Here is an 18,815-nt window from a genome sequence, read left to right on the forward strand (position 1 = left end):
ATTCATGTTTGGTGGCGATAGCGGAGGGGTTCCACACGTACCCATCCCGAACACGACCGTTAAGCCCTCCAGCGCCGATGGTACTTGGACCGCAGGGTCCTGGGAGAGTAGGACGTTGCCAAGCAACAAGTAAAGAGGACCATGATCTTATTGAGATCATGGTCTTTTTTTTGTATAAAAGTGAATTTTTTTATATTCTTACTTCTCTGTTGCTTACTCAAAGTGAAATATGCTTTTGTAAGTAGAGAGGTACCTTTAAAACCGTTTGTTTATAATGGTTGTCCTTCGTAGGAGTACAGTTGTTTGTACAGGGAAATACTACGGGTTAGGGCTGTTGATGAAGGCTTGACACCCCTATACCGCTTTGCTAAGATTGCAATAATATATTTTCAGAGAGCCTTGATTTGTCCATGTCGGACAGACAACAAGACCAATACAGACTAAACATTTTGAAGGAGGATCATCTTGGTGTGGGAAGATAAATTCGGTAAGGAAGGCCTTACCTTTGACGATGTTTTGTTGGTACCTCGTAAGTCGGTGGTACTGCCCAAAGAAGTAAGCGTAGCGACTCGTTTGAGTGATAACGTGAAGCTGAACATTCCTTTAATGAGTGCTGGTATGGATACTGTTACTGAGGCAGTGTTGGCAATTGCGATGGCTCGTGAGGGCGGTATTGGCGTTATTCATAAAAATATGTCGATTGAGCAGCAAGCGGTAGAGGTAGATCGGGTTAAACGTTCAGAGAGTGGTGTTATCACCAACCCATTCTCATTAACTCCGGATCACTTGGTATCCGATGCTGAGGCTGTTATGGGTAAATACCGTATTTCTGGTGTGCCTGTTGTAAACGAAGAGAACAAACTGGTGGGTATTATTACTAACCGCGATCTTCGCTTTATTCACAATTTTGATCTTAAAATTAGTGAAGTCATGACGAAGGAAGAACTGGTAACTGCACCGGTAGGCACGACTTTACAGGAAGCGGAAGTTATTTTGCAAAAGCATAAAATTGAAAAGCTCCCTCTGGTTGATGAAGAGAACTACCTCAAAGGTTTGATCACCATCAAAGATATTGAGAAAGCTATTCAGTTTCCGAACGCAGCGAAGGATGCACAAGGGCGTCTTCTGGTCGGTGCGGCTGTCGGCATTTCCAAGGATACGTTTGAACGGACTGAAGCGCTTGTAAAAGCTGGTGTGGATTTGATTGTCGTCGATTCCGCTCATGGTCATCATATTAACATTATTGAAGCAGTCCGCGAGCTGCGTAAAACTTATCCTGACCTGACCATTGTAGCAGGTAATGTAGCAACGGGTGACGGAACGCGCGAATTGATTGAAGCAGGGGCATCGGTCGTTAAGGTCGGTATTGGTCCAGGCTCTATCTGTACAACACGCGTAATTGCGGGGATTGGTGTTCCACAAATTACAGCTATTTACGACTGTGCAACAGTAGCACGTGAATATAATATTCCGATTATTGCAGATGGCGGTATTAAATACTCCGGTGAAATTACAAAGGCTATTGCGGCAGGGGCTTCTGCAGTAATGCTGGGAAGTCTTTTTGCAGGTACGGAAGAGAGCCCAGGCGAATCGGAAATTTATCAAGGACGTCGCTTCAAAGTATATCGTGGTATGGGCTCTATGGCTGCGATGAAGCAAGGTAGTAAAGATCGTTATTTCCAAGATGACGACAAGAAATTGGTACCAGAAGGTATTGAAGGACGCGTTGCTTATAAAGGGCCACTTTCCGACACTGTTCACCAGCTGTTGGGCGGTCTTCGCTCCGGTATGGGATATTGTGGTACTGCTAATATTGAGGAGCTTCGAAACGATACAAGCTTTATCCGTATTACAGGTGCAGGTCTGCGCGAAAGCCATCCGCATGATGTGCAGATTACGAAAGAAGCACCAAACTACTCTCTATAAAGTTCGGCTGTAATAGACTTGACGACAGGCAGAGCGCATTTCGCTCTGCCTGTCTTTTTTTAGAGATACCCCTGTGATAGAATAGACAAGTGTCCGCCTTCTCATGAGGTTATGGATGAGTTAGGACGCATAGGTATTTTGGATGATTTTTACCAGTTAAAAAGATTCGAGCACAGAATGCTCATGACAAGCTATATCTTAGGAAACGAAATGACATTAAATTGTATAACACTAAAACATTAATTCTTTGGCCAAGTAAAGGCTGTGACCACCGTCTCGTTATACATAACGGTTCGGGTTGAGGTACGAGAGGAGTTTGTATTCATTTGAAAGCGAACAATTTTAAGAAAAATAATAAACGCAGCATGATTAAAAAGAGCGTGACCGCAGTCATGGTGCTTAATATGATGTATATGTCGGCCTTGCCTGTTGTAGGCAATTTCGATTCAAGCGTGGCTACTTTTGCTGCTGGAGCGGCAACAGAAGCAACGAATATCACGGGAACAGGTTCTATTAACCCCCCTAGTCTGGCACTTCGTTCAGCCATTTTGATTGAGCCTTCCACTGGGCAGGTTTTGCTCTCTATGAATCCAGATGAGCCGCTCCCGCCAGCCAGTATGACTAAAATGATGACAGAGTACATCGTAGCGGAGCAGGTTAAGCAAGGCAAACTTAAGTGGACGGATAAGGTTACGGTGAACGAGAATGCTGCTAAGAGTATCGGATCACGTATTTTTTTGGCTCAAGGGGATCAACATACGGTAGAAGAGCTTTATATTGCCATGGCAGTAGGTTCTGCCAATGATGCAACAGTTGCTCTTGCTGAACGCGTATCTGGAACCGAGCAGGATTTTGTGAAACTAATGAATGAAACAGCTCAGAAAATGGGTATGAAAAACACGTATTTTATCAACTCAACTGGCTTGGATCGCAAGGATATGCCTACAGGGTTTCAACCAGAAACAGACCGGGAAACTGTAATGACAGCGAGAGACGCAGCTACTCTGGCCAGTTACATCATTAAGGATCATCCAGATTATACACGGTTTACCACAATTCAATCGTACAAATTCCGTCCAACCGATAAGGCGCCAATTATTAACTATAACTGGATGCTAGAAGCGAACAAAAATATTACTAACTTTAGGAAATTTGCTTATCCTGGCTTGGACGGAATGAAAACGGGCCATACGAGCAATGCTGGAAACTGTTTTACAGGTACGGCTGAACGTAATGGAATGCGTCTCATCAGTGTAGTTATGGGAGCAGATTCAGAGCCTCATCGTTTTACAGAGACGGCTAAAGTGCTGAACTATGGCTTTGATAATTTTGAAGTGAAGCAGGTTGTGGCTCCAAAGACGGTGGTTAAGGGCGTTGAGAATGTGCCTGTGACCAAAGGTACAGAAACAGAAGTGCCGATCGTCACAAAAGATGCAGTAAGTTTTATCGTCCCTAAGGGTGCGGGCAATCCTAAGGTAACCTTTACAACGAATATAACACCAGCAAGCTCTCTCGTGGCACCTTTGAAGCAAGGGGCAAAAGTCGGTACGATTACGTACACATACAAAACGGATGGCGTGGATAAAGGCCAAACGAAAACTGTTGATTTGGTTACAACCACGGCAGTAGAAGAGGGCGGCTGGTTCCGAATGCTATTCCGGGCAATTGGTGATTTCTTCGGTGATTTGTTCCAGGGAATTAAGAATCTGTTCTAAAGATGAAACGCTAACCGACCTACGTGTTCTGCATTACTTATTTTGCAACTTGAAATGATTGTGTATTTGGCGTTCGTGCGGTAAAATCTTAAGTTAGAATCTAAACGTAACCCTTACAGGAGGCAACGACATGGAAACGGGAACTTCGCGTGTAAAAAGAGGTATGGCAGAGATGCAAAAAGGCGGCGTAATCATGGATGTCATGAACGCTGAACAGGCTAAGATTGCAGAGGCAGCAGGTGCTACAGCCGTAATGGCTCTTGAACGAGTGCCTTCGGATATCCGTGCAGCGGGTGGGGTTGCTCGTATGGCTGACCCTACGATTGTGGAAGAGGTAATGAAGGTTGTTTCTATTCCTGTTATGGCTAAGGCTCGTATTGGTCACTTTGTTGAGGCAAAGGTACTGGAATCTCTCGGTGTTGACTACCTCGATGAGAGCGAAGTATTGACACCTGCGGATGAGGTATTCCATATCGATAAGCGGGAGTTCACCGTTCCATTTGTTTGTGGAGCCAAGGATCTAGGGGAAGCATTGCGTCGTATCGGTGAAGGCGCATCTATGATCCGTACAAAGGGTGAACCGGGAACAGGTAATATTGTTGAGGCTGTTCGTCACATGCGTTTTATCAATGGTCAAATCCGCAAGGTGCAAAACCTGTCGAAGGACGAGCTGTATGCAGAAGCGAAAAACCTCGGAGTTGCTTATGAACTGCTGTTGGAAGTGCATGAGCTTGGTAAGCTTCCAGTGGTCAACTTTGCAGCAGGCGGTGTAGCAACACCAGCAGATGCTGCGTTGATGATGCATTTAGGCGCGGATGGTGTCTTTGTAGGTTCTGGTATCTTCAAGTCGGATAGCCCTGAGAAATTTGCACGGGCCATTGTGGAAGCGACCACTCATTATACGGATTACAAGCTGATTGCAGAAGTATCCAAGAATTTGGGAACTCCTATGAAAGGCATTGAAATTTCCAAACTGGCATCGCATGAGCGCATGCAGGATCGTGGTTGGTAAGAAAGAAGGGACCGGCATGAAAATAGGTATATTGTCGCTGCAAGGCGCTGTAGCTGAGCATATACGAAGCGTTGAACGTGCGGGTGCTGAAGGTATAGCAGTGAAGAAGATCGAACAGCTCGATGAGCTGTCCGGTCTTATCATTCCCGGTGGTGAGAGCACCACTATCGGTAAGCTAATGCGCAAGTATGATTTTATAGAGGCTATACGTCAGTTTTCCAATCAGGGCAAGCCTGTATTTGGCACTTGCGCGGGATTGATTGTACTGGCCAAAACGATTCAAGGACAGGAAGAAGCACATTTGGGACTCATGGATATTACAGTATCGCGTAATGCTTTTGGCCGCCAACGAGAAAGCTTTGAAACAGACTTGAACATTAAAGGGATTGAGGAGCCGGTTCGTGCGGTGTTTATTCGCGCGCCTTTAATACAATCTGTTGGAACGGGAGTAGATGTGCTGTCTGAGTATAACGGTGAGATTGTGGCAGCCCGTCAGGGTCATTTGCTGGCTTCATCCTTCCATCCGGAATTAACAGATGATTACCGGTTACATCAGTATTTTGTGGATATGGTCCGCGAATAGCGGAAAGTCAGGTTTGTAGTGTAGGAGGGATCACCTGTGTTAGATATAAAGATTTTGCGTAATGAGCTTGATCGGGTTGAGAAAGCTTTACAGAACAGAGGTAAATCTCTGGATCTGATTAATGGTTTTACGGATCTGGATGTAAGCCGTCGTGAGTTGCTTCAGGAAAGTGAAGGACTCAAAAATCGTCGGAATGTCGTATCTGGTGAAGTAGCCAAGTTGAAGAAGAATAAGGAAAATGCGGATGATCTTATTGCTGAAATGCGCCAGGTCTCCGATCGTATTAAAGAATTGGATGAGCAAGTGCGGGAACTGGAAGTTCAGATCGACGAACTGGTGATGTCGATTCCTAATATTCCTAATGAGACTGTGCCTGTAGGCGCTTCGGAAGAGGATAATGTGGAAATCCGTCGTTGGTCGGAGCCGCGCGAGTTTACTTTTACACCTAAAGCACATTGGGAGTTGGCTCAGAATCTAGATATTCTTGATTTTGAGGCTGCAGCTAAGGTGACGGGTTCTCGTTTTACGTTTTACAAGGGACTGGGAGCGCGATTGGAGCGTGCGCTAATTAACTTTATGATGGATCTGCACAGCAGTGAGCATGGTTATGAAGAAATGCTACCTCCATACATTGTAAATCGGGACAGTCTGTACGGAACGGGTCAGCTTCCGAAGTTTGAAGAGGATTTGTTTAAACTGCGTGATACCGAGTATTATCTTATTCCTACGGCCGAAGTTCCGGTAACGAACTACCACCGTGAAGAGATTATGAATGCAGATCAGCTTCCTAAATATTATGTGGCATACAGCTCTTGCTTTCGCTCAGAGGCAGGATCAGCAGGACGTGATACACGTGGCTTGATTCGTCAGCATCAATTCAATAAGGTGGAAATGCTCAAGCTGGTTCACCCGGATACCTCTTATGAAGAATTAGAGAAAATGACGAATAACGCTGAGCGTGTTTTGCAGCTGCTCGGACTTCCATATCGAGTGCTGGCACTTTGCACAGGGGATATGGGTTTCACGTCTGCCAAAACGTACGATTTGGAAGTATGGTTGCCTGAGAGCGGCATGTACCGTGAGATTTCTTCCTGTTCAAATACAGAAGACTTCCAAGCGCGTCGTGCAAACATCCGGTTTCGTCCAGATGCGAAGGCAAAGCCTGAATTTGTACATACACTGAACGGTTCAGGATTGGCTGTAGGACGGACTGTAGCTGCTATTTTGGAGAACTATCAGCAAGAGGACGGAAGCATTGTGATTCCCGAAGTGCTGCGTTCATACATGCGAGGCATTGAGGTTATAACTCCTAAATAGTAAGCCTTGCATTCTTAAAAATTCTGTGGTAAAATAATTTTGTTGCGCCTGAGTTGTTTGAGAAGGGAAGCAGCTTTATCCATTTACCACCTGGAGAGGTACCGAAGCGGTCATAACGGGGCGGTCTTGAAAACCGTTAGGGTGCAAGCCCACATGGGTTCGAATCCCATCCTCTCCGCCATATTCTAAAATAAACCAAGCCATTTGAATACGGTAGCTGATACATTAGGGTTTATACACTAATGATCAGGAATCGTGGAGAATGGCTTTTTTGTTGTATAAAAAACTTGTTTTTTTCACACGTTATCAGATGTGGAGGTGCTGGCATGAATCGAGAAATGACAGTAGATCAGCAAAAGCTGGTAGAGGCCTGGCAGGAACAACTGCCGATTCTTTTGAATTCAGGCGATAAATCACAGGTACAGGCAGATGAAGCCGATAACCGGGCTATACGAATCCATATCGAGGTAGAAGGCCGACAAATGTACTCCTTTAATTTTGCGTGTACGTATGTAGATTCTCGGGAAGTACAGGTTAGCTTAGTGGATGTAGAGCGTGACGGACGGTCTGTGGATGAACGAACAGATATCATTCAACAGCTGGTGTCCGATTATACGCGGCACATTCACCAATGCGCCCAAACACTACAGTCATTAACGCATTCGTAGTCATGAAGGAATGAGGAGGAAGGCTACATGACCAAGGCCAAAAATGGACTGGATAAAAACCTGTCCAACATTGTTGATGATTTGGAACAACGTCCAGTAAATAGTCATCAGGCACAGCAAGTGCAGCAGGATCGTAATGATCGTCGTCATCAGGATTCACTGAATCACGATAAAACGGAAGATCTGAACCATCTATAGTCCTATTTTAAATGGTAATAAACGGATTCGTTGATGTGCCAATAATTTAGACTGAGAATGGAGGATGCATAAATGGGCAAGCCTAGAGCTGTTCCTGTTCCTGAGGCACAGGAATCTGGTGGAAGTAACGAAAAGCGTGAGCGTAGTCATCAACAAGAGCCGTTATCCGGTTCCAAGAAGGTGAAACAGCGCAATCACGTGGATCACCATAACAGACAAGGTTCATAAGCAGTCAGACTTTTCTCCTAAAAATATTACAAAGTATAGTACACCCTGGTTAGAGAGCCAGGGTGTCTTTGTGCTTATTGCAAGAAAATTTTCCAATAAGTGTTTCGCCGTTTATGAATATAAGTTAAAATAGAGGGTGTGTATTTTTTTGTTAGCATAAAAAAAGGGGTTAATTATGAGAGGAGAGAATCTACACAATGAGTAAAAAATTATCCGTCTTGGTCCTCACTATGGTGTTGCTAATGACGGTAGCGCTGGTAGGTTGTAGCAAGAAGTTAGAACCGAAGGAAGCTGTTACGACTGGTACAGCAAATGCGATGAAGTTGAATTCCTATGAATCCAAAAGTCAATTTACCGTTAAGGAACTGACAATTACCTCCGCTTCTGTGCCAGCCGAGCAAAGTGCAATGGTAACTAGCATGCTGAAAAATGCTGACATTACGCTGGATGGCGTATACCAAAAGGAGCCTTTCCAATCTGAAATGACGCTTGGCATTCATTTGAAGGGTGATCTTTCTACTAGCTTTACGATTCCAATGGTAATGACTAAAGATAAATTGTACGTTAAAATTCCTAATATTCCATTTTACCCGCTTCCGCAGGATGTTGTAGGTAAGTTCCTACTCATTGATCCACAAGAACTGGCTAAACAATCGGGGCAAGAATTTAACCCTGCGGCCATGGATCAGGAAAAATCGCAGAAATTTGCGAATGAAGTGATCGCTGCTATCATGAATGAGTATGATCAAGCTACGTATTTCTTTGATATTGATCCTAAAGATGCTAAATTGCCACAAGGCGTTGAAGCTAAACAAGTGGTTCAGTTTAAAATCACGAACGACAACGTGAAGCAAGCGACCAATACATTTATTACTAAGGCGCTTCCTAAGGTTCTGGATATAATGTCTAAAGACGAATATGCTAGCATGCTTCAAGTGAAGAAGGAAGAACTGGCTGAAGCGAAGAAAGAATTGCAATCCAACACCAGCGAAGTCAGCAAAAAGCTGGATGAGTTGAAGAACTATTTGACAGTAAAACAGTTTGACATTAACACTGCTCTAAACAAGGATAACGTTCCTGTGTATCAAGATCTGAATGCGAACGTGGAAGTGAATGATCCTTCTACGAAAGATAATGTGAAATTGTCTGTAACAGGCTATTCGCAATACAGCAAAATCAATGAAAAAGCATCATTTAAAGTAGGGATTCCAACAGCGGACCAAGTCCTCACTATCGAACAACTACAACAAAAAATGCAAACTGTATCTCCTTAAACAGAGGATGACATGATTACAAACATCATTTCTTCGAATGTGATGTAAGAAAACCGCTCGGCATAGGCCGGGCGGTTTTTTTGTCCATGAATAAGTTGTCCTCCGTACAGTTGTTCAGATTCGTCACACGTCATCTTCAGCTAGAATCCCGAACATCTGATGATCCTGCCATTCGCCCTGAATCTGTACCAGCTTGCGAGCAATACCTTCCGGCTGAAAGCCACACTTCTGCAATACACGTTGTGAGCGATCATTATGCAGAAGGGTACCTGCTTGGAGACGATGTAGAGATAAGGCACGGAAGGCATACTGTATGATCAACTTTAAAGCAGCCGTCATATGCCCTTTTCCCTGCTCATGTTGATCCATCATATAGCCGACGTCGGCGAATTGTCCAACTCCACGCACCAGATTGGAAATAGAGATATAACCTATCAGTCGTTCTTGCTTTAAGAGAAAGATACCAAATAAGTACCCTCGATCTTCTTCCGCTTGACGCAATCTTTGACGGATGTACTCCTGCTGTTTCTCTAAAGTGAAAAATGAATCCTCATACAGCGGATCATAAGGCGCATGGGAATCCCTATTTTGAAGCCTAAGGGCGAGAAGGGCCTCGCTATCCTTCAAGCTGAGGGGGCGTAAAAAGATACCTTGAGGCGTGTTATACAAGCTCATAGGCATGGGTTGATCTCCTTTCCCGAGAAATTAGCAGTGAGATGAAGAGCTTTGGACTTTTCCTCCTCAGGATGGAGATGAGGGGGGAGACCATTTGGCAGCCGCTCTTTTTTGCCGGAGCTGCCGAAAAAAGTTTGTTAGCATGGAGGCACATTCCTCCTGAAGTACACCACTGGTTACTTCTGTACAATGATTGAACCGAGGCTCCTGCAACAAATTCATTAGCGTGCCTGCGCAGCCCGCCTTGGGATCTGTAGTGCCGTATATGAGATGGGGGACGCGTGATTGCACAATGGCTCCAGCGCACATCGGACACGGCTCCAAAGTGACATACAGCCTACAATCCAGCAGGCGCCAAGCTCCCAAATGCTCACTGGCCTGCCGGATGGCAACCAGCTCTGCATGAGCAGTTGGGTCGGTGTCGGTCTCGCGCAAATTGTAGCCGCGACCGATGATTTCATTATCTTTTACAATGACAGCTCCGATGGGGACCTCACCTAACGCTTCTGCCTTGTACGCTTCCTGAATGGCTTCTCTCATCCAATAGGCGTGATCCATAATGGTCACTGGGAAAATGCTCCTTTCAAACGTTGAATTATCCAACGAACAAGTATTCCGTTGTTAACATGATGTGAATAAAATTGTGGATAACACCGTACTTATCCACATGTTTATCCACAGTTTATAATAACTTCTGTGTATTTGTGGACTATATGTGGATGATTATCTTAATACATTGTAGGTAAATACTCGCCTATTGACAACATTGTTCACAGGATGTGTATTTATGTATATCCGGTAAATGTAAATGCTGGTATCCCAGACGCTATTACGGTATCATTGAGTTAGCAATTGCCATTAATCGCCAGCATACGGCAAGAGGTGAGAAATCAGTGTGTCGATAAAAATAAGAATAACGATCATTTTGTCGGGGTCGGTCCTGTTTATCCTATTGTTAAACATCGCACTCAATTACTACACGACCCACGAAAATCTAAGAAGTGACAGTGAAACCAAAATGGTTCTGACGGCTAAAATTATCGGAGGAGCTATCGAACAAACTCGACATAGCTGGGAGGCCGTTGACAAACAGCTCGGATATAATCTGTGGCTCTCTGCTACGTTGGCTGCCAATCAGCTCGATCCCGACATCCGAAATATCCAGCAGGAACAGCTACAACAGATAGCTACACTCCACAGGGATATTAATATCTCTTTGATGATCCGAGATGGACAGGGATATAAGGTTGTCAAATCTTCGAATCCTAAAGAGCTGACGGCCTCCGATCCATTGATGGGGCATTGGAAAAATGCAGTTGATCAATTATATGAGCATGGACAGGCGGCCATGGCGCATGGTCAGAATCTAGATCATTTTTGGACCAGTTCTTTTGATTACACAGATTCAGACTCCTCACATATTAATAAATGGGGATTTTATTATGACCAAAAACGTAACTACTTAATTCGAATATCCTTTCAGGATACTTCAGTCCAGGATTTTATACCTCTCCTGAGCCCAGCTGAGATTGTGAAGCAGACTCAGCAAGTGGATTATCGCATTTTGGAGATAACTGGAATCAACCCTGCAACCTTTGGTGGCGCTACGATGGACAAGAACGGTAACGATCGAAAACACTATTACATGTACAACGAACCGATCCAATTCGGCACGTATCAACTAACGAGAGTGCCTGAGGATCGTTTGGCCGTGTCCAGGGCGATCCTTTCGGGAGAGAGTATCGTACAAGATTGCTATATTAAAGGCGAACGGGTACTTGTCAGTTACATACCTTTTTATCCGACAAACCGTGATTCCTATGTCATTCGTATTGTCATGAATTATGATACAATCGCTTCTGTTATATCCAAGCAATTGATCAGTTTAGTTGCTATTTCCATTGTTCTATTGGAGGTTGTGATCATTGGAAGCTATGTGCTCGCCAGCCTATTTGTCCGTCCGATTCAGTCGATTTTGGGAAAAGTGAACGAGATGGCTGACGGCCATTTTGATACACGGCTAGAAATTAAGGGCGGCCATGAGCTTGCACGGCTAGGTGAGCGCATTAATGCGATGGCCTACAACCTGGGGATGTATACGAGAAGACTTGAACAGATGTATGAAGAAAACCGTTCTGTAAAGGAGCATCTAGAATCGGTTATTAATCAGACGGCAGATGCGATTCATGTAACCGATCAGGAGGATCGTGTTGTTCGGGTCAATCATGCCTTCGAAGCTTTGTACGGATGGACCAAGAAAGAATTGGTTGGCCGTAAGCTGGAGTTTGTGCCTCCGCAGCAACAGGAGGAGTATGAATTTCAGAAGGAGAGCCTGCTTCAGGGAGAAAGCATCGTATCAAGCGAGACCCTACGAATGCGTAAGGATGGAAGTACAGTAGAGATTAGTATGAGTACTTCACCTATTCTGGATGAACAAGGCGAAATCTTAGGCTTTATCTGTGTCTCGCGTGATATCACGGGGCGTAACCGCATGGAGGAACTGCTGCGTAGATCAGAGAAGCTGACAACCGTAGGGCAATTGGCAGCAGGCGTAGCGCATGAGATTCGTAATCCATTAACCACGTTACGTGGCTTTCTACAACTACAGCAGCAAAATCAAGTGTTGAATATGAAACACAACGATATTATGATGTCTGAGCTGGATCGCATCAATTTGATCGTGAGCGAGTTTTTAATATTGGCAAAGCCACAGGCAGTCCATTTTCAGAAAAAAGATGTTCGTTATATTGTGAGTGATGTTATTTCTTTGCTAGATAGCCAGGCGCATCTGCTAGGTATTGTATTCGACCTTCAGGTCACGGATGAGCCTGCCCTGGTATATGCTGAAGAAAATCAGTTAAAACAGGTATTCATTAATTTACTTAAAAATAGCATGGAGGCTATGAGTAAAGGCGGCGTCATCACAATTCATTTGTTCTTAGAGGGAGAAAACGTTAAAATCTTCATACGGGACCAGGGAACGGGTATTCCCGCAGAAATGCTGTCTAAGCTGGGAGAGCCTTTTTTCACAAACAAAGAAACAGGTACAGGATTAGGGCTTATGGTCAGCCAGCGTATTATACAGAGCCATAAAGGCACACTGGATATTGAAAGCACAGAGGGAGAGGGAACAACCGCCCTCGTGCAGCTTCCGATCGCCAAGCCTGAGTAACGAGTCGGGGGCAGGAGGAAGTGTGTTCGTAGAAATGGAGGGTACACAGGTTGCGCATTAACAAATTTATCAGCGAAACTGGTTTTTGCTCGCGCCGGGAGGCGGACAAGCTGGTAGAGAGCGGCCGCGTGACGATTAACGGCGAAGTGGCCGTGCTGGGCAGTCAAGCGGAGGAAGGCGATGATGTTCGTGTGAACGGCAAGCCACTGCGCGAGAAGTCCGATCACGTCTATATTGCATTGAACAAGCCAGTCGGCATTACTAGCACGACAGAGAGCCACATTAGAGGCAATATTGTTGATTTTGTGGGGCACCCGCAGCGGATATTTCCAATTGGACGCCTGGATAAGGATTCGGAAGGTCTCATTTTATTGACCAATGATGGGGACATTGTGAATAAGATTTTACGGGCAGAAGGCAAGCATGAGAAAGAATATATCGTAACAGTGGATCGTCCGGTCACACCATCCTTTGTGCAGGGGATGTCCAGCGGTGTGAAGATACTCGGTCATCGGACGCTGCCCTGTGAGGTAACACGTGTATCTGAGTACGTATTCCGTATTATTCTGACAGAAGGGAAAAATCGTCAGATCCGACGTATGTGTGCTGCCTTCGGTTATGAAGTTAAGAAACTGCAGCGCCTGCGAATCATGAATATACGGTTGGGGTCCCTTCAGAAAGGCGCCTGGCGTGATTTAACAGAGGCTGAAAAGCTGGAACTGGGCCAGATGCTTGATTATACGCTTAGCTAAGCCTAGAGGCCTTCTTGTAGCCTACAGCGCTTGGCTCTCGTATATGACAGGGATAGAGAACAGGAATCGCTAAATCAAAAGGCACCAGCTGCATAAAAAAATGCGGCGGTGCCTTTGTTCATATAACATATTCATGATCAACCTTCATTCGAGCTTGAGGTAGGACTAATAACTTGTGTACCGTTCTGATATTTGCGAAGAACGGAAATTTCGACACGACGGTTTTTGGCGCGTCCTTCTCCAGTCTGATTGCTTGCCAATGGTCGATACTCTCCATATCCGATGGATACAAACTTGGTAGGATCGAGTTGTGGATTGAGCAACAAAATACGCAAGAAATTAAGCGAGCGTTTGGCACTCAAATCAAAGTTGGACGGGAACTGACTATTGGAAATAGGGACATTGTCTGTATGACCGGATACAATGACATCATAACCAGGAAATTGCTGTAGCATGCTGGAAATGGATTTGGCCAGCTTTCTCGCTTCCGGTTTTACTTCGGCCTGCCCGGATGAAAACAAGGCATTATCACTAATGGTGATCATCAGCTGAGATTGGTTCAGCTTGGTGTTCAGTAGAGTGGACAGGCCGTTATTTTGAATATACTGATCCATCTGTTTTTTAAGCTTCTTTAAATCCTCTTCTTCCCGCTGAGCAAGTTGCTTCTGCAGGTCAGAGGTAGAGGTGGCTTTCGATTTTAGAGGTTGGGATACCTCTTCTTTATTTTTGCCCATATCCATGGATTGTGACGACGGATTCGCGGCCGAGTGATCCAGCACGCCAGTACCGCCACTAAAAGCTGAACTCAGGGATTGAGCCATAGTTTCAAATTTTTTGGCATCGAGCGAGCTCATACCGAATAAGACAATGAAAAGAGCCAACAGAAGGGTCATTAAGTCGGAATATGGCAACAGCCAGCTTTCGTCAGCATGCTCTTCATGCGGTTCATGTCTCTTTTTACTCACTGGTATCGCCATCCTTCTGGGTCATCGAAGCCCGTTCGGTTGGAGTTAGGAAGATTGCTAGCTTCTGACTGATGGCAATCGTCGAGATACCGGATTGAATCGAAAGCAGGCCTTCGACCATCATTAACTTAAGCTCCACTTCTTTTTTGGATAGCCGTTTCAGCTTGTTGGACATTGGATGCCATAGGACATAACCTGTAAAAATACCGAGCAACGTTGCAATAAAGGCTGCCGCAATGGCATGGGACAGTTTTTCCATGTCACTAAGGTCGGCTAGAGCGGCGATCAGACCTACAACCGCACCGAGTACCCCGAGTGTTGGAGCGTACATACCGGCCTGGGAGAAAATTAGTGCGCCGGCGCGGTGTCTGTCTTCGGTAGCGTTAATGTCTTCCATCAGAACATCGCGTACGAACTCCTGATCATTACCATCGATAATCATACGCATACCGCCGCGCATAAAGGGATCGTCGATCTCTTCGACCTTGGATTCCAGCGCGAGCAGACCTTCACGACGGGTAATGGATGCCCATTCGGTAAATGTACCGATAAGCTCCTTGCGATCCAGCAATTTCTGCTGGGTGAAAATAATTTTAAACAGCTTTGGGACCCGTTTCATGTCATCCATCGGAAACGCCATGAATATACTTGCTGCTGTTCCGACAAAAATAATCATGTAAGCAGCGGGATTATTGACCAGATTGACGACTGGAGCGCCTTTCAGGATCATCCCGACGACCAGTGACACAAGCCCGAGCACAAGTCCAATAATGGTTGTAATTTGCATGATACACCTCATCCATGAGAATAGATTTTGAATCCTTTCATGCCGCATGGGTCGTCCTTGCCCCAAGCGCGTCATTATGAGACGGATTATAGTATTTATCGACAAAACTCTCTTTTTTGTTAAGGGTCAATTTCCGGTATAATAAGGTGATTAGGTATTGAATGGCTGAACCACTGGAGGAAATAGCATGGGAGTAAAGCATGGGCGCGAGTATGAACAAATTTTGAACGATTTGACAGAGGCTGTGGGACGCATCCCAGATAGCTATGAATTTTTTGAAATGGAAGCAGCAGATTGGGACAGGCTGGACCCGGCGGGGCGTCAGGAAGTCAATGAAGCCTTGGCAGAAGACTTATTTTATGCCCTGGGCACGGAGCCCATAATCACTGTAGGCAGCGGCGTTGTGATTTATGAGCCAGAGCAGCACCGAATCTATGTACTCATCGGAGATGAGGAGCTAACGTCGGTCCCTTTGATCTAAAGGCCGTCTTATGGATTTATCAACGGGGCCGTGGTAATATGTACACCAATATATTGTAGTTTTGGCCGCATTTTCAGCGGCTGAAAGGCTTCCGTATAAACGGGGAGGAGTTCGTAACATGCCTTTTACACAAGAAGAGATTGAAGCACATCTGGAGAAGCTGGAGGGCTGGGAACTGGAGGAAGGACGTTGGATCGTTCGGAAATATAATTTTTCCAGTTTTATGAAAGGGATTGCCTTCGTGGATGAAGTTGCCGCTATATCTGAGGCATTTAATCACCATCCATTTATTACGATTGATTACAAGACCGTGACTCTGCGTTTGACCTCCTGGGATGATGGCGGTATTATGGCCGTAGATATTAAGGAAGCTCAACAATATAATGAGGCTTTTGAAAAAATGCGCAGCAGTCATTGAGTTTGTAATGATCTGTCGTATAAATAAGAGCGCCTTCGCTATACAACATCGCGGTTGTATAGCGAAGGCGCTCTTATTTATAGAACCCGATTCTGTTGTTCAGGACGATATACCATACAATGGAACGGCTTTCTGCCATCTGGAGTCTGGCGTTCATAGGTATCCGTCAGCTCAAATCCAGCTGCCTTGTAGGCTCGGATAGCCCGCTGATTCCAAGTGAGAACCTCTAGGTCAATTTCATTATGCGGATGACGTCGTCTGGCTTCCTCGGCAATGGCTCGGACAAAATCGGAGCCTGTACCGTGTCCGCATCTTTTGGGATGCATCCCAAGGCCCAGCCGGGTCACACCGACCATAGGAAAATATTGAGCAAATCCCGTCAGCTCATTTTCTTCGTCCAGTACGGCAACATATTGCTCTTGGCGAAGTGTGGGACTTCCAAATTCGACTTCAAGTGCCTTCATTTGTTCCCAGGGAAGCCAGCCGTATATGTTGTAGGGGGGATCATAGCGCCACTCGCAAATTTCAGCCGCTTGATGCTCGTCCATCGGTACGATCCGGAAGTTGGATATTGAGGCCGGCACTTTTTCATTCCTCCTTATGCAGGTACTTCAATCATTAACAACAGATTGTAGACAAGTTGTAGGGGAATGGCAAGCGTGTTTATTTCGTACCTAAGTCGGGTATACATTCAATAAGAAGGATTTACTGCTCATATGCTCCCCCAGCGGTGACGGTAAAACCGACGATGTTCGCTAAAACTGAAACCTTTTGAGGGTTCAGTTCGTCAGTAATGATAATCATTGCTGATGTAGTGGACATAAAAAACCGCAATTCGATTCCGGCCAGAATCAAATTGCGGCTAGGGTTAGCTTGCTGTGCGGTAGTTATTCTACGTTGTCGTCATCAGGAATATCTGAAGCTACAGAATGGTATGCGTCTGTGCTCATGATTCTTTTTGCACCGACATAACGGTTAGCGTAATAATTTTCGTTCAGTGAGCTAACTACTACACCACGTGAAGTCGAGGAGTGGGCGAATTTCCCTTCACCTACGAAGATACCTACATGGGAAACGCCTCTTCCTGTGGTGTTGAAGAACACCAGGTCGCCTGGTCTCATTTCATCGCGGGATACAGAAGATCCCATTTTGAATTGTGATCCAGATTGATGCGGCAGTTTAATTCCCAGTTTGTTGAATACATACATTGTGAAGCCGGAGCAATCGAATCCCTCGAGTGTAGTGCCTCCGCTTCTATAGTTCGTTCCTTTGGCATCTTGGATGACCTGGTCCATCTTGGAGTCTGCAAATGCACTGTTGCCACCGAATGTAAAAGATGTAAAGGCAATGGCGAGACCCATGGCTGCGATCGTTAGCTTCTTCTTCAAAAAAAATATACCCCTTCCAATGCCTGCGAGGTTAGCTTAAGGATTCGGTAGAAGGTTCCCCTATGACCACTCTGTTGCGAGATCAATTCACCCAAACTGGTTCCCCCGCTTCCTAGGTGCCAGGAATTAGGCTTAACTTAAGATGTGCACCTTGGAGAGCAGTATTCACGACAACGATGTTTTTAAGATAAAAGTTACAATAAAGATTACAAAGTTGTTACTATCAGTTCACTGCGATTATTGTAACAAAGACAGCAGGCTTTGGCAAATGTTTCATCGCAAAAAGTTACAAAAAAAATCTGTTCCTAACGCTCTAGGAACAGATTCTGTTAACAGTATTCAGTTATGTGCCGTTTGCACAGGAAAGAAAAAAGTTTTTTCGACAGCTAAAAATGCAGAAGAGAGCATAAGGAGAGGGGTTAGCCTCTGCTGGAGATATCGATGTGCCATAACCGGTACTGCGAACTGATATGCCACAGCCTGACCAGACTGGTAACAAAATGATACGATTGCTGGAGAATCAGCGCCAACATACCCGTCCAAATCATCGCCACGGTGCTAAATAGACCGAAAACTAGCAGTACACATGCACCGAGTAACAGGGATATACCAACAGCCGGAAGAAGCTGGCGAAAGAAGGCAAGCAGGGACGATAGTATGGCGTGACCACTGACAGTGCCCAGTTGCATATACAGGATACACTGCCGAATGAACCAACCGTAAGCCATCCACCCAATGGCATAGGGCAACAAATGCAGCAGGTAAGAGGAAGATTGCAGCGTTCCTGCAATAATAGGATAGAGTCTCGGTACCACCCAAAAGGCGGGAAGCAGCAGCAAACCCAACTCGATGATGTAATACAATAGCGATGACATACCGTGGCGTTTCATCCCTTTGAAGAAGGACAGGCTTTGTGGTTCAGTCGCATCGGTATGCAGGCTTTGATATATGCCGGCTCTAATGAAGGGAGTGATCAGAATGCGCAATACGGTTGCCCCTAGTAATATCCACAAATACACATGCACTTCCCGGCTGTCCATCAGCGCTATCTGGCCCTCCATCCAAAACAAAGTCTTCCCCAGCTCGTTTTGGCCCTGATCAGGATAACGTAACAGTAGCGGGATAACGGCAGACTGCACCAGCCGATAGAGAAATACTCCCCACAGCAGACGATACAGAAATAAAATGATCACGATATAAAAGCGTATGCGCACCAGCGCCCAGCCTTCTTTTATAACAGTCCGCATCCATAGACA

At 45.3% G+C, this 18,815-nt stretch carries 21 protein-coding genes, 1 tRNA gene, 1 rRNA gene and 1 riboswitch; of the genes, 15 read left to right on the top strand and 8 right to left on the bottom strand.

Annotation, left to right across the window (positions count from 1 at the left end; all coding sequences use genetic code 11):
* Positions 1 to 7: 7 nt before the first annotated feature.
* The 11 genes from rrf to ACN6NF_RS00425 all read left to right on the top strand — a co-directional run bounded on the left by rrf (position 8) and on the right by ACN6NF_RS00425 (position 8,921).
* Positions 8 to 124, top strand: a 5S ribosomal RNA gene (rrf, locus tag ACN6NF_RS00375).
* A 344-nt stretch (positions 125 to 468) separates the two neighbouring features.
* A complete protein-coding gene (gene guaB, locus ACN6NF_RS00380) occupies positions 469 to 1,926 on the top strand; it encodes an IMP dehydrogenase (RefSeq protein ID WP_474314268.1) in 1,458 nt (485 codons plus the stop codon).
* A 326-nt stretch (positions 1,927 to 2,252) separates the two neighbouring features.
* The gene (locus ACN6NF_RS00385; protein WP_474314178.1) at positions 2,253 to 3,641 is read left to right on the top strand and encodes a D-alanyl-D-alanine carboxypeptidase family protein; all 1,389 of its coding nucleotides are present in this window, start codon (positions 2,253 to 2,255) and stop codon (positions 3,639 to 3,641) included.
* A 130-nt stretch (positions 3,642 to 3,771) separates the two neighbouring features.
* Positions 3,772 to 4,653, top strand: coding sequence for a pyridoxal 5'-phosphate synthase lyase subunit PdxS (pdxS, locus tag ACN6NF_RS00390; protein ID WP_013368723.1), 882 nt, complete (start codon positions 3,772 to 3,774; stop codon positions 4,651 to 4,653).
* A 16-nt stretch (positions 4,654 to 4,669) separates the two neighbouring features.
* On the top strand, positions 4,670 to 5,236 hold the full coding sequence (gene pdxT / locus ACN6NF_RS00395) for a pyridoxal 5'-phosphate synthase glutaminase subunit PdxT (protein WP_474314183.1): 567 nt from the start codon (positions 4,670 to 4,672) through the stop codon (positions 5,234 to 5,236).
* Between the two features lie 36 nt (positions 5,237 to 5,272).
* The gene (serS, locus tag ACN6NF_RS00400; RefSeq protein WP_474314185.1) at positions 5,273 to 6,553 is read left to right on the top strand and encodes a serine--tRNA ligase; all 1,281 of its coding nucleotides are present in this window, start codon (positions 5,273 to 5,275) and stop codon (positions 6,551 to 6,553) included.
* Between the two features lie 92 nt (positions 6,554 to 6,645).
* Positions 6,646 to 6,734 (top strand) — tRNA-Ser (locus ACN6NF_RS00405).
* A gap of 145 nt (positions 6,735 to 6,879) precedes the next feature.
* Positions 6,880 to 7,221, top strand: a complete 342-nt coding sequence (locus ACN6NF_RS00410) for a hypothetical protein (RefSeq protein ID WP_017427219.1) — start codon at positions 6,880 to 6,882, stop codon at positions 7,219 to 7,221.
* Positions 7,222 to 7,248: 27 nt separating this feature from the next.
* Positions 7,249 to 7,419 (top strand): hypothetical protein, encoded by a 171-nt coding sequence (locus tag ACN6NF_RS00415; RefSeq protein ID WP_017427220.1) that lies wholly within the window; start codon positions 7,249 to 7,251, stop codon positions 7,417 to 7,419.
* A 72-nt stretch (positions 7,420 to 7,491) separates the two neighbouring features.
* Positions 7,492 to 7,647, top strand: coding sequence for a small acid-soluble spore protein P (locus ACN6NF_RS00420; RefSeq protein WP_017427221.1), 156 nt, complete (start codon positions 7,492 to 7,494; stop codon positions 7,645 to 7,647).
* A gap of 197 nt (positions 7,648 to 7,844) precedes the next feature.
* Positions 7,845 to 8,921, top strand: a complete 1,077-nt coding sequence (locus ACN6NF_RS00425) for a hypothetical protein (RefSeq protein ID WP_474314190.1) — start codon at positions 7,845 to 7,847, stop codon at positions 8,919 to 8,921.
* 123 nt (positions 8,922 to 9,044) lie between these two features.
* Here the strand turns inward: ACN6NF_RS00425 and ACN6NF_RS00430 are convergent, their stop codons facing one another.
* Positions 9,045 to 9,602, bottom strand: coding sequence for a GNAT family N-acetyltransferase (locus tag ACN6NF_RS00430; protein WP_474314191.1), 558 nt, complete (start codon positions 9,600 to 9,602; stop codon positions 9,045 to 9,047).
* Between the two features lie 60 nt (positions 9,603 to 9,662).
* Positions 9,663 to 10,163 (bottom strand): tRNA adenosine(34) deaminase TadA, encoded by a 501-nt coding sequence (gene tadA, locus ACN6NF_RS00435; RefSeq protein ID WP_474314193.1) that lies wholly within the window; start codon positions 10,161 to 10,163, stop codon positions 9,663 to 9,665.
* A 328-nt stretch (positions 10,164 to 10,491) separates the two neighbouring features.
* Here tadA and ACN6NF_RS00440 point away from each other — a divergent pair, with 328 nt between their 5' ends.
* Together ACN6NF_RS00440 and rluF are read left to right on the top strand one after the other, a co-directional pair.
* Positions 10,492 to 12,768, top strand: coding sequence for a PAS domain S-box protein (locus ACN6NF_RS00440; protein WP_474314195.1), 2,277 nt, complete (start codon positions 10,492 to 10,494; stop codon positions 12,766 to 12,768).
* A 50-nt stretch (positions 12,769 to 12,818) separates the two neighbouring features.
* Complete coding sequence (gene rluF / locus ACN6NF_RS00445) at positions 12,819 to 13,520, top strand: 23S rRNA pseudouridine(2604) synthase RluF (protein WP_474314197.1); 702 nt, start codon at positions 12,819 to 12,821, stop codon at positions 13,518 to 13,520.
* A gap of 137 nt (positions 13,521 to 13,657) precedes the next feature.
* Here the strand turns inward: rluF and motB are convergent, their stop codons facing one another.
* Both motB and motA read right to left on the bottom strand, forming a co-directional pair.
* The gene (gene motB, locus ACN6NF_RS00450; RefSeq protein ID WP_016818543.1) at positions 13,658 to 14,485 is read right to left on the bottom strand and encodes a flagellar motor protein MotB; all 828 of its coding nucleotides are present in this window, start codon (positions 14,483 to 14,485) and stop codon (positions 13,658 to 13,660) included.
* Entirely contained in the window at positions 14,478 to 15,272 is a 795-nt protein-coding gene (motA, locus tag ACN6NF_RS00455) for a flagellar motor stator protein MotA (protein WP_474314198.1), read from the bottom strand. The genes motB and motA overlap by 8 nt, the downstream gene beginning before the upstream one ends.
* A 187-nt stretch (positions 15,273 to 15,459) precedes the next feature.
* On the opposite strand from motA, the gene ACN6NF_RS00460 reads away from it, so the two are divergent.
* Both ACN6NF_RS00460 and ACN6NF_RS00465 read left to right on the top strand, forming a co-directional pair.
* Positions 15,460 to 15,753 (top strand): hypothetical protein, encoded by a 294-nt coding sequence (locus ACN6NF_RS00460; RefSeq protein WP_474314199.1) that lies wholly within the window; start codon positions 15,460 to 15,462, stop codon positions 15,751 to 15,753.
* Positions 15,754 to 15,871: 118 nt separating this feature from the next.
* The gene (locus ACN6NF_RS00465; RefSeq protein ID WP_007428083.1) at positions 15,872 to 16,171 is read left to right on the top strand and encodes a 4a-hydroxytetrahydrobiopterin dehydratase; all 300 of its coding nucleotides are present in this window, start codon (positions 15,872 to 15,874) and stop codon (positions 16,169 to 16,171) included.
* Positions 16,172 to 16,248: 77 nt separating this feature from the next.
* Here the strand turns inward: ACN6NF_RS00465 and ACN6NF_RS00470 are convergent, their stop codons facing one another.
* From ACN6NF_RS00470 to ACN6NF_RS00485, 4 genes are all read right to left on the bottom strand, one after another.
* Positions 16,249 to 16,755 (bottom strand): GNAT family N-acetyltransferase, encoded by a 507-nt coding sequence (locus ACN6NF_RS00470; protein ID WP_474314201.1) that lies wholly within the window; start codon positions 16,753 to 16,755, stop codon positions 16,249 to 16,251.
* A gap of 121 nt (positions 16,756 to 16,876) precedes the next feature.
* Complete coding sequence (locus ACN6NF_RS00475) at positions 16,877 to 17,026, bottom strand: hypothetical protein (RefSeq protein WP_474314204.1); 150 nt, start codon at positions 17,024 to 17,026, stop codon at positions 16,877 to 16,879.
* A gap of 32 nt (positions 17,027 to 17,058) precedes the next feature.
* On the bottom strand, positions 17,059 to 17,559 hold the full coding sequence (locus ACN6NF_RS00480; RefSeq protein WP_474314206.1) for a C40 family peptidase: 501 nt from the start codon (positions 17,557 to 17,559) through the stop codon (positions 17,059 to 17,061).
* Positions 17,560 to 17,564: 5 nt separating this feature from the next.
* A riboswitch (cyclic di-AMP (ydaO/yuaA leader) is annotated at positions 17,565 to 17,702 on the bottom strand.
* 276 nt (positions 17,703 to 17,978) lie between these two features.
* Positions 17,979 to 18,806, bottom strand: a complete 828-nt coding sequence (locus tag ACN6NF_RS00485; RefSeq protein WP_474314208.1) for a hypothetical protein — start codon at positions 18,804 to 18,806, stop codon at positions 17,979 to 17,981.
* Positions 18,807 to 18,815: the final 9 nt, after the last annotated feature.

Source organism: Paenibacillus sp. TSM33 (genome assembly GCF_056099025.1).